This is a genomic window from Microcystis aeruginosa NIES-4325 (assembly GCF_008974145.1).
Classification (GTDB): Bacteria; Cyanobacteriota; Cyanobacteriia; order Cyanobacteriales; family Microcystaceae; genus Microcystis; species Microcystis aeruginosa_G.
Genome location: NZ_BJKP01000038.1, coordinates 15,785 through 28,232, shown reverse-complemented (window position 1 = coordinate 28,232; position 12,448 = coordinate 15,785). Strand labels below are relative to the sequence as shown.

The 12,448-nt window shown below is 44.1% G+C and carries 12 protein-coding genes and 1 pseudogene; 3 read left to right on the top strand and 10 right to left on the bottom strand.

Going from position 1 to position 12,448, the window contains the following annotated elements; all coding sequences use genetic code 11:
* Together MiAbW_RS16480 and cobO are read left to right on the top strand one after the other, a co-directional pair.
* Positions 1-274, top strand: a pseudogene (locus tag MiAbW_RS16480) (Uma2 family endonuclease); the annotation flags it as partial.
* A 79-nt stretch (positions 275-353) separates the two neighbouring features.
* Complete coding sequence (gene cobO, locus MiAbW_RS16475) at positions 354-959, top strand: cob(I)yrinic acid a,c-diamide adenosyltransferase (protein ID WP_151696982.1); 606 nt, start codon at positions 354-356, stop codon at positions 957-959.
* On the opposite strand, the gene MiAbW_RS16470 is transcribed toward cobO, so the two are convergent.
* The 6 genes from MiAbW_RS16470 to pstS all read right to left on the bottom strand — a co-directional run bounded on the left by MiAbW_RS16470 (position 956) and on the right by pstS (position 7,126).
* The gene (locus tag MiAbW_RS16470) at positions 956-2,137 is read right to left on the bottom strand and encodes an aldo/keto reductase (RefSeq protein ID WP_151696981.1); all 1,182 of its coding nucleotides are present in this window, start codon (positions 2,135-2,137) and stop codon (positions 956-958) included. The two genes, cobO and MiAbW_RS16470, sit on opposite strands and share 4 nt — an antisense overlap.
* Before the next feature lie 145 nt (positions 2,138-2,282).
* Positions 2,283-3,047, bottom strand: a complete 765-nt coding sequence (map, locus tag MiAbW_RS16465) for a type I methionyl aminopeptidase (protein WP_151696980.1) — start codon at positions 3,045-3,047, stop codon at positions 2,283-2,285.
* 205 nt (positions 3,048-3,252) lie between these two features.
* Positions 3,253-4,062 carry a phosphate ABC transporter ATP-binding protein PstB gene (pstB, locus tag MiAbW_RS16460; RefSeq protein WP_172967389.1) on the bottom strand — a complete coding sequence of 270 codons (810 nt, stop codon included), beginning with the start codon at positions 4,060-4,062 and terminating at the stop codon, positions 3,253-3,255.
* Between the two features lie 11 nt (positions 4,063-4,073).
* On the bottom strand, positions 4,074-4,958 hold the full coding sequence (pstA, locus tag MiAbW_RS16455; RefSeq protein ID WP_151696978.1) for a phosphate ABC transporter permease PstA: 885 nt from the start codon (positions 4,956-4,958) through the stop codon (positions 4,074-4,076).
* 4 nt (positions 4,959-4,962) lie between these two features.
* A complete protein-coding gene (gene pstC, locus MiAbW_RS16450) occupies positions 4,963-5,937 on the bottom strand; it encodes a phosphate ABC transporter permease subunit PstC (protein WP_151696977.1) in 975 nt (324 codons plus the stop codon).
* A gap of 175 nt (positions 5,938-6,112) precedes the next feature.
* Positions 6,113-7,126, bottom strand: a complete 1,014-nt coding sequence (gene pstS / locus MiAbW_RS16445) for a phosphate ABC transporter substrate-binding protein PstS (RefSeq protein WP_151696976.1) — start codon at positions 7,124-7,126, stop codon at positions 6,113-6,115.
* Between the two features lie 424 nt (positions 7,127-7,550).
* On the opposite strand from pstS, the gene MiAbW_RS16440 reads away from it, so the two are divergent.
* Positions 7,551-8,567, top strand: a complete 1,017-nt coding sequence (locus MiAbW_RS16440) for a PstS family phosphate ABC transporter substrate-binding protein (protein ID WP_151696975.1) — start codon at positions 7,551-7,553, stop codon at positions 8,565-8,567.
* 66 nt (positions 8,568-8,633) lie between these two features.
* On the opposite strand, the gene pstB (MiAbW_RS16435) is transcribed toward MiAbW_RS16440, so the two are convergent.
* The 4 genes from pstB (MiAbW_RS16435) to pstC (MiAbW_RS16420) all read right to left on the bottom strand — a co-directional run bounded on the left by pstB (MiAbW_RS16435) (position 8,634) and on the right by pstC (MiAbW_RS16420) (position 12,409).
* A complete protein-coding gene (gene pstB, locus MiAbW_RS16435) occupies positions 8,634-9,431 on the bottom strand; it encodes a phosphate ABC transporter ATP-binding protein PstB (protein ID WP_151696974.1) in 798 nt (265 codons plus the stop codon).
* Between the two features lie 127 nt (positions 9,432-9,558).
* On the bottom strand, positions 9,559-10,362 hold the full coding sequence (gene pstB / locus MiAbW_RS16430) for a phosphate ABC transporter ATP-binding protein PstB (protein WP_151696973.1): 804 nt from the start codon (positions 10,360-10,362) through the stop codon (positions 9,559-9,561).
* 95 nt (positions 10,363-10,457) lie between these two features.
* A complete protein-coding gene (gene pstA, locus MiAbW_RS16425; protein ID WP_008196120.1) occupies positions 10,458-11,351 on the bottom strand; it encodes a phosphate ABC transporter permease PstA in 894 nt (297 codons plus the stop codon).
* Positions 11,352-11,449: 98 nt separating this feature from the next.
* A complete protein-coding gene (pstC, locus tag MiAbW_RS16420) occupies positions 11,450-12,409 on the bottom strand; it encodes a phosphate ABC transporter permease subunit PstC (RefSeq protein ID WP_151696972.1) in 960 nt (319 codons plus the stop codon).
* Between the last annotated feature and the right edge of the window lie 39 nt (positions 12,410-12,448).

The following is a 12,448-nucleotide window of genomic DNA, read 5'->3' as shown; positions in this document are numbered from 1 at the left end:
AGGCATATTTGACCGTAAACTGCGTTATTTTACCGTTGATGGTCAATTGGTTCCCACTCCCCAAGAAGCTGAATTACAGCAAAGACAAGCAAAGGAACAGATTCTTTTAGAAAGGGAACAGGAACGAAAGGCAAAAGAACAGGCTCTTTTAGAAAGGGAACAGGAACGAAAGGCAAAAGAACAGGCTCTTTTAGAAAAAGAACAAGAACGACAAGCTAAGGAAAGATTAGCTGCAAAATTACGAGAATTAGGCATCAATCCCCAGACAATTTAGCAGGTTAAAATCTGGAAACAGCGATCGATAACCCCTTGAGTTACAATTATCTTGATTTGACTGGATAGAATAGACTTGAATGCAACTCACTCCTGAACAATACAAAGAAAAAATGCAGCGCCGCAAGGTCATCCAAGAGGAACGTTTAGCCGAAAAAATCGCTGAAAAAGGTTTAATTATCGTTAATACCGGCGATGGTAAGGGAAAAACCACGGCAGCCCTCGGTATGGTTTTACGTTCCCTCGGTCATGGTTACAAAGTGGCGGTGGTACAATTCATCAAAGGTGCTTGGGAACCTGCCGAACAAAAGATTTTTAGTGTTTGGGGGGAACAAATCGAGTTTTATGCTATGGGGGAAGGTTTCACCTGGGAAACCCAAGATAGAGAAAGAGATATAGAGAAAGCCCAGGAAGCATGGCAAAAAGCCCTAACTTTTCTCGAAAATCCCCAATATAAATTAATTTTACTCGATGAGATCAATATCGCCCTTAAATTCGGTTATCTGGATATTCAGCAAGTTATCGCTGGTTTAGCCCGAAAACCCGCTAATTGTCACGTTATTCTCACTGGTAGAGGAGCTTTACCCGAATTAATCGAGATAGCGGATTTAGTCACGGAAATGAAGTTAATTAAACATCCCTTTCGTCAACAGGGAGTGAAAGCGCAACCCGGCATCGAATTTTAACTACTGCTCAAGCGTTGTACGTTCTCTCCCGACAATAATCGATGAGTTTCGGCGAGAAGATAGGGAATTTTATCAGCGTGGGGACTAGCGGCTAAACAGGCAGTTAAATCGAGTTTTTCCACCTCTTTTGCCTGTTGACCGGGGAACCAATGACCCCCATTCCCCAAGAGATTGTATCTGGCCTTGGCAAAGTCGATCATATCGTAGGCGATAGCGAGATTGTGTAACCAGAGGATAGAAGGAATATTAATCTGATTGGGGGTATTTTCCCAGCTAGGTAAACCCAAAGACCAAGTTTTCACCCAATTATCGCCTAAACAGTTGATCATCTCCCCTTGCAATCTCTCGATAATTGGCGGTAAAATCTCCTCGGCTCGATCGAGTAAAGGTAAAGTTTTTAGGTGTTCATCAAAATCTGTGGGTTGCGCTGCACCAATACTCAGGGTGTGGACGGCCGGATGACTGAGACAGAATAGGTCATTAAAAACCATCGGACTGAGAGGAGAACAGAGAGCCACGAGCTTAGGGGGAGGATTATAGAGATGGCCGCCCTTATCGGAGGGACTAATGATAAAAACCCCCATATCGTGCTGTTTTGCCGCTTCTATGGCCGGCCAGTTATTCTGAAAAATATAGTACCAGTGCAGATTGAGGTAATCGTAACAATTTGTTGCAATAGTCTTGACAATTACATCAGTTGGTGCATGGGTGGAGAAACCGATAAAACGAACTTTTCCCTGTTGCTGTAATTTTTTCGCTTCTTGCCAACAACCGCCCTCGGCCATAGTGTCATCGAGAATTTCAGCCGTGTTGATGCCATGGATACCCAACAAATCCACATAATCTAACCGTAAAAATTGCAGGGATTGCTCAAATTTACGGCGAAATTCCCGCACATCTTGACTAGGAGAAACTTTCGTCTGCACGATAATCTTTTCCCTCGGTAGTTGCGGCAAAATTTTGCCCAATTGCATCTCGGAAGTGCCGTAACCCCTAGCGGTTTCGATGTGATTAATCCCCACTTCTAAGGATTTATTAATAGTTGCCTCTAAATTGCCCTGATTCTCGTCGGGAATTTGCGACATTGGCAAATCCTGCCACTGAAATTGATAGCGCATTCCCCCACAGGAAAACACCGGCATTTGTAGATTAGTGCGACCGAAACGACGATACTGCATATATTTAGGATTCAGGAGACAGGATGGGGGGTGATGGGGGTTGGGTGATGGGGTTTTAGGGTTTTAGGGTTTTGGGGTATTAGTTGAAACTTCCCTATTTCCCCATTCTCCCATTCCCCCATTCCCTGTTCTCTGTTCCCTAAATTTAATCGGGTACAGTGAGAATTTCGACACCAGTTTCGGTGACGGCGATGGTGTGTTCAAATTGGGCTGAAAGTTTACCATCTTTAGTAATAGCAGTCCAACCGTCTTTTAAGACAATATGTTGCCAGGTTCCCTCATTAATCATTGGTTCAATGGTGAATACCATGCCGGGGCGAATTTTTTTACCCTTGCCGCGAATGCCGTAGTGGGGAACCTGTGGCCCGGTGTGGAAGACATTACTGATACCATGACCGACAAAATCTCTAACCACCGAAAATCCTTGTCCTTCGGCATATTCTTGGATAGCTGCGCCAATATCGCCGATTTTACCCCCTGGCTGCACTGCATCTATACCTCTTTGCAGACATTCTCTGGTAACTTCCACTAACTTTTTGGCCAGAGGGGAGGGAGTACCGACAAAGAAAGTCTGGGAGGTATCGCCGTGATAACCTTCTAAAATCGGGGTGACATCGATGTTAATAATATCGCCGTCTTTGAGGATTTGATCGGCGCTGGGGATGCCGTGACAGATGACCTCGTTAATGCTAGTACAGATAGACTTAGGAAAGCCATGGTATCCTAGGGGCGCACTTTTGGCTCCATGGGCGCGAGTCCAACGTTCTGCCTCATCATTGATTTCTAGGGTACTTACCCCCGGTTTAACCATATCTGCCAGATGGTCTAACAGTTTAGCCGCTAATCGTCCGGCTCGTCGCATTTTGTCAATTTCCCGCGGGGAGAGTAAGGTGATGGTATCGTTGCCCATGAATTATCCGACTGTTAAGAAAGATTCTCGTTACATTTCTTATCCTAGCAAAATCGGGCAGTCTTAGGGTTTAGGGGGTTCGGTTATGGGAGCGGGAAGTGGGGAGATGGGGAGCAGGGGAGATGGGGTGTGGGGTGTGGGGAGATGGGGAGAATAAATAAAAATAATCTCCTATCTCCTATCTCCTGCCCCCTGATAAGAGAAATTAACCGAATCTACCGGCTACATAATCGCGAGTTTGTTGATTAACTGCATCGGTGAAAATTTTCTGGGTGGTGTCAAATTCCACCAAACGACCGACGCGGGTTTCATCGGCATTAAAAAAGGCCGTGCGATCGGATACCCTAGAGGCCTGTTGCATATTATGGGTGACAATGACGATCGTGTATTGTTCCTTCAATTCATGGATTAATTCCTCGACTTTGAGGGTAGAAAGGGGGTCTAAAGCGGAACAAGGTTCATCCATTAATAATACTTTTGGTTTGACTGCCAAAGCGCGAGCAATACACAATCTTTGTTGTTGTCCTCCCGATAATCCTAAAGCGGATTTATTCAACAGATCTTTAACTTCATTCCAAAGAGCAGCCCCTTTTAAAGCTGATTCCACAATCCCATCTAATTCACTGCGACTAGCGGAACGATAAATTCTAATACCATAGGCAATATTATCGTAAATACTAGCGGGAAAAGGGTTAGGACGCTGAAACACCATACCCACCTGTCGCCGTAAGGTATGAAGGTTAACTTTGGGGGCGTAGATATCTTGGCCAAAAAACCTAACTTTGCCCTTAACTGTCACTTGCCCCTCTAATTCCCCGATACGATTGAGGGCTTTTAAGAGAGTGGATTTACCACAACCAGAGGGGCCGATCATGGCGGTTACTTGTCTTTGCGGGATTTGTAAAGAAACCCCTTCGATGGCTTTTTTACTACCGTAGAAAAAGCTAATATTTTCGACTTCGATCGCCGAATTAGCCAGAGAAGTAGGACTGTTCATAATAGAGGAATCGATCATCAGAAAAATGCTTAATTTGAGCGTTTACGAGTGACAAAACGGGAAAGAAGGCTAGTAATTAAAACCAAGATAATCAGGACTAAAGAAGCTGTCCAAGCTAGGGAATTTTGTTCAGGAAAGGGGGAACTAGCATAGTTATAAATCAATACCGTTAAAGCTGGTGTGGGCGACCAGAGACTTTCTTGCCAAAATTGACTAAATAAAGCCGTAAACATTAAAGGGGCAGTTTCTCCGGCAGCCCGGGCTACCGCTAATAATATCCCGGTCATAATCGGTGCGATCGCTGCTGGCAGGACAATGCGAAATACCGTATCGAAACGGGAACCCCCCAAAGCGGAAGAACCGAGACGGTAGGACATGGGTATTAGTTTCAGTGCCTCTTCCGTGGTTAAAGCGACAATGGGCAACATAATCACCCCTAAAGCAAAGGCCCCCGCTACGGCGGAAAATTGTTTGGTAGTTAAGACCAAAACCCCGAAAGAAAACACCCCGACAATAACGGAAGGGGTACTACTCAACACCACGATCGCAAAGCGCAGAATACCGCCAATTTTGGAACCCCGAGCGAATTCCGAGAGAAAAACCCCGGTGAGAATCCCCAGAGGTATGCTGCCGAGGGATGCTAAACCGACCATAGTTAAAGTCCCCACGATCGCATTAGCAAAACCATTGGGAACACTGGGATCGGAGCCAACTGGGGCGGGTAAAGAGGTGAAAACTTGCCAATTAAATCCGGGTAAACCTTCTTTGACAATTTGAAGGAGGATAGCGAATAAAGGTAGAATGGCGACGGCACTAAGAGCGATCGCTAAACCCGTGAGACCGTTGGTAAAAAAATGTCGCCACGGTGACAGGGGTTGCTGTAAATCTTCTTCGGGAAAAGCTCCTTGAGTCATAAAATTAACGATTACGGTTGATAAACTGTACTAATAAAGCCGCTACACTATTGACGACTAAGGTAATAACAAATAGAATCAAAGCTAGATACATCAAAGCCCCGATGTGGATTTTTTCAAAAGCTTCTGGGAAAGTATTAGCTAGTACGGCGGGAATAGTGTAACCAGGGGCCAAGAGGGAGGGACTAATAATCGAGGAGTTACCGATTACCATGGCCACCGCCATAGTTTCCCCTAAAGCGCGCCCTAAACCGAGGATAATCGCCCCAACAATGCCAGAACTGGCCGCCGGCAACAACACGCGCCAGATGGTTTCCCAACGAGTGGCACCTAGGGCCATGGAGGCGCTGCGTAATTCCGGGGGGACGGTAAGCAAAACATCGCGACTGATAGCGGAAATAGTCGGCACGATCATGATCGCTAGGATCACACCGGCGATGAGCATACTCGGTCCCAAAGGTTGGGTACTAAATAAAGGGAACCAAGCAAGATTTTGAAATAACCATTCTTGTAGGGGTTTAAGCACGGGAATTAGCACGAAAATACCCCATAACCCGATAATTACACTAGGAATCGAGGCAATTAATTCCACTAGAAAACCGATCGGATAACGGATACTTGCCGGCAAATAATTCTCGCTAGTGGTTAAAGCAACGGCAACACTGAGGGGAATAGCTAATAAAAGAGCTAGAATCGAGGAAACAACGGAACCGAAAATAAAGGGTAAACCACCAAATTTAAGGATGTTAACATCCCAAGTGGTTCCCCACAGGAATCCCAGACCGAATTCATTGATCGCCGGTCGCGCATCCTGAAAAACAATCCAGGCCATCCAGAGCAGAAAAATTAAACCAGAGGCGGCACAAATCCAGACTAAGATTGTAAAAATGCGATCAAATAAACTGGCAGTGCCGGGGTTTTCGTTAAGATTGGCTGCTGAAAGATCAAAAGACTCAACGGGTTCAGAAAAATTAGCCATAAGGTAGAGCGCGATTACCAGTTATCAGTTGTTTAAAATGCAACTGTAGGGGCTGAACATTGTTCAGCCCAGATAAAAGAGATACTTGCAGTTATTAGTTATGGACTTAACCGGTAACTTTTTTCGATCTTACTGGAAAGCGGTGACAATCAAGCCTAAACTAATACAAAAGTATTTATTTGATTTTGTTAACTTCGGCTAAAACTTTTTGAGTCACCGATTGGGGAATCCGGGTAAATTCCAATTGATTGTTAATACCTTGACCGGTGGTGAGAATCCAAGTCAACAGTCTTTTAATTTCCGCCGCTTTTTTGTTATCAGCGTAGTCTTTCGGTACTAATAACCAAGTAATCCCGACGATCGGATAACCACTGCTCGGATCATCCATATTAGCGGTAAAGTCGGCGTTAAATTTGATCCCTTCCATCGCCTTGTTAGCTTGGGCGAGACTGGGTTCGACAAATTGACCGGCTTTATTTTGAATTCTGGCGGTTCTCATGGTTGCCCCTTCGTTTTTGCGGGCAAAGGTATCTTGAACGTAACCGATCGAGCCTTCTGTTTGTTTAACCAGGGCCGCCACACCATCATTTTTCGGTCCTTTGAGAACGGTAAAACCCCAGTTGGGTTCTTTGCTGGTTCCCACTTTACTTTTGAAAGAAGGACTAATCGCACTCAGGTGAGAGGTAAAAATCTCGGTAGTACCGCTACCATCAGCCCTAACCACCACTTTAATGGGTCGGTTGGGCAGTTTCGGATCCACTTGTCTCCAGTTGGTGATCTCACCACTGAAGATTTTACCGAGGTTAGCCCGGGAAATTTGCAGGTTATTTACCCCAGGCAGATTATAAACCACAGCGACGGATCCTCCGGCGGTGGGAACCAGCAATAAACCGTTTTTCATCTGGCTTTTTTCCGAGGAAGAAGGAGCGGCATCGGAAGCCCCAAAATCGACGGTTCCAGCGATAAATTGCCGGATACCAGCGCCGCTACCGACGGAATTATAGTTAACGGTGACACCAGTGGCGTTTTTATAGTCGGCAAAATAACGCTGGTATAGGGGCGCGGGAAAGGAGGCTCCTGCACCGTTCAGGGTTTGGGCGAGGGTTTCTCCCATCGTCCCTGCTAAGGCCGCTGCCGTGGCGAAGGAGACAGCACACACACGAGTTAGGGTAGCAGTTGAGAATATCATAAGTTTTCCAGTTGAAGAATCCTGCACAATTGGAGAAAGTTGAACTTTCTTCAACATATAGTTTAATGCACAAATATTACTTTTAAATCTAGAAATATTTGCGATTTTTTTGGGTTAAGATTCGGTAAAATTTTGGTTAAGTTTAATTAAAAAAATCACAGCTTTTGGCAACAATTTAGATCGATCAAGACCAAAATCCATTCTATCTATTCAGGGATGAAATCTTAATTTAAACCATCGGTTGAGGAGAAATTGCCAGGACAAAGCTTTTTATCTAGGTGTGTCAAGGCAAACAGGACCACCGCTGCTTTTCGCTACTGTTAAGTTTGTTATCTTTTTGGTGAGATTTTCGTGTTCAATCAATTTTTTTTGAAATGATGGAGATGGATTTTTCTGACTCACAGAAAAGCAAGGGGATGGATAAATGCTGATAAATCTCGATAAATTGCTCAAAAAAGCTCTTGTTTTTGTTGGTACTGGTGTTCTAGTTGCTTGCACTGCCGTTGACTACCAATCAAACAAATCAATTATTATTGATGGGTCTAGCACCGTTTACCCGATCACCAAAGCTGTCGCCGATGAATACAAAAAACAAAAACAGCCGTCTGCGGATATAAACGTCAACTTTTCGGGTACTACTGGCGGTTTTCGGCAGTTTTGCGCTGGAAAAACCGATATTAGCAATGCTTCACGACCAATTCGCACTGATGAGATCGAAGCCTGTAATCGGAATAACATTAGATTTATCGAATTGCCGATCGCCTTTGACGCACTCACCATCGCAGTCAATAAAGAAAACACTTGGATTGATAGCATCACTTTAGAGGAATTAAAAAAAATCTGGGAACCTGCAGCCCAGGGTAAAATTACCAAGTGGAGTCAGGTGAGATCGGGATTGCCGGATAAACCTCTCAATCTCTTTGGTGCGGGCAAAGATTCGGGAACTTTCGATTATTTTACAGAAGCAGTGGTAGGAGAAGAAGATGTTAGCCGCAGCGATTACGTTGCCAGTGAAGATGATGACACCTTAATTCAAGGAGTTAGTCAAGATCCCAACGCCCTGGGATATTTTGGTCTAGCTTACTACGAAAAACAAGCGGCGAACTTAAAAGCCTTAGCAATAGACAGTGGTAAAGGGGCTGTTTTGCCCTCCCGGGAAACGGTGCTACAATCCACCTATCAACCCTTAGCCCGTCCTTTATTTATCTACGTTAACGCCCAAAAAGCCCAGTCTAATAAGCATTTACAGCGTTTTGTCGAGTATTATCTCAGCCAAGCTCAAAACATCGTTCAAGAGGTCGGTTATATTCCCCTGAGCGGTGAGCATTATCATTTAGCCAAGGTCACTTTCTTTAACGGGGAAGCGGGAACAGTTTTCGGGGGACACTCAAAATTCGATGTCACTCTAGCCGAATTACTGCGCCAGAAAGCCAAGTTTTAGACGGTTAAAATGGGGTGAGATTGACTCACCCTATCAACTTTTATTTTAGCTATTATTGCTGTGATCTTAACCAAAACGACCGCTAACATAATCTCTAGTGGACTCTTGGGCGGGATTTTGAAAGATTACCTCGGTGCGATCATATTCCACTAAATAACCCACTTTACCGCCTTTTGGTGTCGGTTCAGCATTATAAAAAGCCGTTAAATCAGAAACCCGCGACGCTTGTTGCATATTGTGGGTGACAATAACTATAGTATATTGGGTTTTTAATTCGTGAATTAATTCCTCAATTTTTAGGGTAGAAATTGGATCGAGTGCCGCACAGGGTTCATCCATTAAAACAACTTCTGGTTTAACCGCAATAGCGCGAGCAATACATAACCTTTGTTGTTGTCCCCCCGATAAAGCTAAACCACTTTCTTTGAGTTTATCTTTAACATCATCCCAGAGAACGGCTTTTTTTAAAGATTCCTCCACTAATTGATCCATATCACCGATGTAACCATTTAAGCGCGCCCCAAAAGCGATATTTTCATAGATAGATTTAGGAAAAGGATTCGGTTTCTGAAAAACCATACCGATGCGACTGCGTAACCCGATAGGATTAACGGAATTACCATAAATATCTTGACCGTGAAAGGTAACTTTTCCCTCAATTTTGGCACTTTTAACCAGATCATTCATGCGATTAAAACAGCGCAGAACCGTACTTTTTCCGCAGCCAGAGGGACCAATAAAAGCGATCGCTTTTTTCTCAGGAATATCAAGGTTAACATCACGAACAGCGAGATTAGAACCGTAGTAAACATTTAAGTTTTTGGTTCTCAAAACTGCATCGGTGACAACATCGGTACTATACATAATTTTCAAAGGAAATAAGGAGATGGGTGTTTTTTTTCAGTGACCAGTAAACACTAATCAGTGAAAAGAAAACTCCAAACTTGCCACTTTATACTGATAACTGATAACTGATAACTGATAACTGAATTTAGCCAAAACGTCCACTAACATAATCTTTAGTTGCTTTTTCTTGAGGATCACCGAAGATTTTATCCGTATGATCAAACTCGACTAAATAACCAATTTTGCCACCTTTATCGGTGGGTTCAGCGTTATAAAAAGCCGTTAAATCCGCTACTCTAGTAGCTTGTTGCATATTGTGAGTAACAATAATAATTGTATAACGTTCTTTTAATTCGTGCATTAATTCCTCAACCTTTAAAGTTGAAATTGGATCGAGTGCCGAACAGGGTTCATCCATTAATAATACTTCTGGTTGAGCGGCAATAGTGCGAGCAATACATAATCTTTGTTGTTGTCCCCCCGATAGGGAAAAACCGCTTTCTTTCAGTTTATCTTTTACTTCTTCCCAGAGAGCTGCTCGACGCAAGGAAGTTTCTACTAATTCATCTAAATCGCCTTTATAACCATTTAATCGCGCTCCGTAAACCACATTATCATAGATGGATTTGGGGAAAGGATTAGGGCGCTGGAACACCATACCGATACATTTTCTTACTTCGACAGGATCCACCTCTTGAGAGTAAATATCCTGGTTATGATAAAAAACTTTGCCGTCAATACGAAAACCGTGAATTAAATCATTGAGACGATTAAAACACCTGAGAATGGTGCTTTTTCCGCAGCCAGAGGGTCCGATAAAAGCGGTGACTCTATTTTTGGGAATATCGATGGAAACATCTCGTACTGCTCGATAATTACCATAGTATATATCAGCCCTATCGACCTTTAAAACGGTTCCTGTAGAATGGGGGTTAGAGTTAGTTAGCATAAATTATTTACCTTGAATTTGGCTAATTTAGGAATCAGAAAGATAGGTAGATTTTTACTTAAATATTCCTTTTGACTTTTCACTTTTTCCTTGACTTAATAGGTTTTCTGGCGCGTGGCTAAACGGGATAAAATGTTAGTTACCAACACCAAAAACACCAGAATTAAAGCACCTGCCCAAGCTAATTGCTGTTGGGGGGCAAAAGGGGCAGTAGCAAAGTTGAAAACTAAGACCGAAAGGGTGGCAATCGGTTCAAAGACACCTCGAGGCCAAAAGTTAGAGAATAATGCCGTAAAAATTAAGGAGGCGGTTTCCCCTGCAGCCCTAGCAATTGCTAAAGTCACACCGGTTAAAATAGCGGGAACTGCGGCAGGAAGGACGATTTTTAGGACGGTTTGGTAGTTATAGGCCCCCAAACCCATGGCCGCCCAGCGGATGTCTTGGGGAACGATTTTTAAAGCCTCATCGGTGGTTCTAATAATAGTCGGTAACATTAACACCGCTAAACCGATCGAACCGGCCAGGGCAGAAAAGCCTAAAAGGGCTGTTCCTTCGCCAAATAAGGGGGCAACTAGCAAACCGTAGGCGAAAACCCCGACAATAATCGAAGGAACGCCCGCTAAAACGTTGGTAGCGAAGCGCACACCCTGGGCAAGTTTGTTATCACCGCTAAATTCCGAGAGATAAACCGCCGCTAAAACGCCGATGGGAACTGCGATCGCCGTAGCTAGGGCGACGACAATAATTGTGCCTAAAATAGCGTTAGCGATGCCTCCCCCTCCTAACCCCGGCGGTGGCGGTAATTTAGTAAAGAGATTAGCGTTTAAACGACCCACCCCTTGCACAAAAACAAAGCCTAGGACGGCAAAAAGGGGAATCACAGTAACAGCTAAACATAAAGCCGAGAGAACGGTCATAATTGTCCCCAATAGCGATCGAGGACTACTCGGTTTCTTTTTGAGATTATTGCCTAAATTCGCACTATCCATATCAGTTATCAGTGGAAATTATGAATTATGAATTATGAATTATGAATTATGAAGTGGGGGAGTGGGGAGAAAAAAGATGCCTTCTGCCTTCTGACGGCTTAATACTTAGCTTTGACGCGATTAACGATTAATTCTGCGAAGATATTGACTACTAGGGTCAAAACCAAGAGAACAAAACCAGCATACATTAAAGCTGATACTTGCATTCCCGATGCTTCGGCGAATTGGTTAGCCAATAAGGAAGCGATCGTGTTAGCAGGGGCGAGAATAGAGGCACTAATGCGGTTAGAATTGCCGATAATCATCGTTACTGCCATGGTTTCCCCTAAAGCGCGCCCTAAAGCTAACATAATCCCCCCGACAATCCCAGAAAAAGCGGCAGGAATTAAGACCCGAAAAATCGTTTCCCAACGGGTGGCCCCCAAACCTAGGGAAGCTTGCCGCAAATCCGGCGGTAAAGCGGCCAAAGAGTCACGAGAGATAGCGATAATAATCGGCAGGATCATAATCGCTAAAATTACCCCCGCCGGTAACATACCCGGCCCCCCTAAAGGCGTGCTAAACAGAGGAATCCAACTAAAATTAGCATTTAACCAGTTACCAAGGGGTCTGAGGATAGGAATCAATACAAAAATACCCCATAATCCGTAAACAACACTGGGAATAGCGGCCAAAAGTTGTACGAGAAAAACCAAAATTGTCCGCGCATTTAAGGGAATAAAATCTTCGCTTAAAAAAATCGCTGAACCGATACCGAGGGGAACAGCAATCAGTAGGGCAATCAGAGAACTAACGAGAGTTCCGTAGATAACCGGCAGAACTCCGAATTCTTCCCGACCGCGCACGGGATTCCAAGCACTACTGGTCAAAAATCCCAGACCAAAGGTTTGAATCGCTGGTAAAGCCCGAATAAAAATAACTAGGGCAATTAGGAGCAAAATTACCCCAATAGCGATGGCAAAGGCGGTAGTTAATCCGACAAAGCCTTTATCGAGGATTTTTTCCGATTCTGGACGTTCTTTAAAAGTTGAGTCGGGCGAAACTGTGGGCGCACTCATGATTAGGGTTTAAATCCAGCTAGTTTGCGGTAGCTAAGG

What these genes read in the sequence shown, in the direction of transcription:
- cobO (WP_151696982.1), top strand. Translation starts at nt 354, where the DNA reads ATGCAACTCACTCCTGAACAATACAAAGAAAAAATGCAGCGCCGCAAG.
- MiAbW_RS16470 (WP_151696981.1), bottom strand. Translation starts at nt 2,137, where the DNA reads ATGCAGTATCGTCGTTTCGGTCGCACTAATCTACAAATGCCGGTGTTT.
- map (WP_151696980.1), bottom strand. Translation starts at nt 3,047, where the DNA reads ATGGGCAACGATACCATCACCTTACTCTCCCCGCGGGAAATTGACAAA.
- pstB (WP_172967389.1), bottom strand. Translation starts at nt 4,062, where the DNA reads ATGATCGATTCCTCTATTATGAACAGTCCTACTTCTCTGGCTAATTCG.
- pstA (WP_151696978.1), bottom strand. Translation starts at nt 4,958, where the DNA reads ATGACTCAAGGAGCTTTTCCCGAAGAAGATTTACAGCAACCCCTGTCA.
- pstC (WP_151696977.1), bottom strand. Translation starts at nt 5,937, where the DNA reads ATGGCTAATTTTTCTGAACCCGTTGAGTCTTTTGATCTTTCAGCAGCC.
- pstS (WP_151696976.1), bottom strand. Translation starts at nt 7,126, where the DNA reads ATGATATTCTCAACTGCTACCCTAACTCGTGTGTGTGCTGTCTCCTTC.
- MiAbW_RS16440 (WP_151696975.1), top strand. Translation starts at nt 7,551, where the DNA reads ATGCTGATAAATCTCGATAAATTGCTCAAAAAAGCTCTTGTTTTTGTT.
- pstB (WP_151696974.1), bottom strand. Translation starts at nt 9,431, where the DNA reads ATGTATAGTACCGATGTTGTCACCGATGCAGTTTTGAGAACCAAAAAC.
- pstB (WP_151696973.1), bottom strand. Translation starts at nt 10,362, where the DNA reads ATGCTAACTAACTCTAACCCCCATTCTACAGGAACCGTTTTAAAGGTC.
- pstA (WP_008196120.1), bottom strand. Translation starts at nt 11,351, where the DNA reads ATGGATAGTGCGAATTTAGGCAATAATCTCAAAAAGAAACCGAGTAGT.
- pstC (WP_151696972.1), bottom strand. Translation starts at nt 12,409, where the DNA reads ATGAGTGCGCCCACAGTTTCGCCCGACTCAACTTTTAAAGAACGTCCA.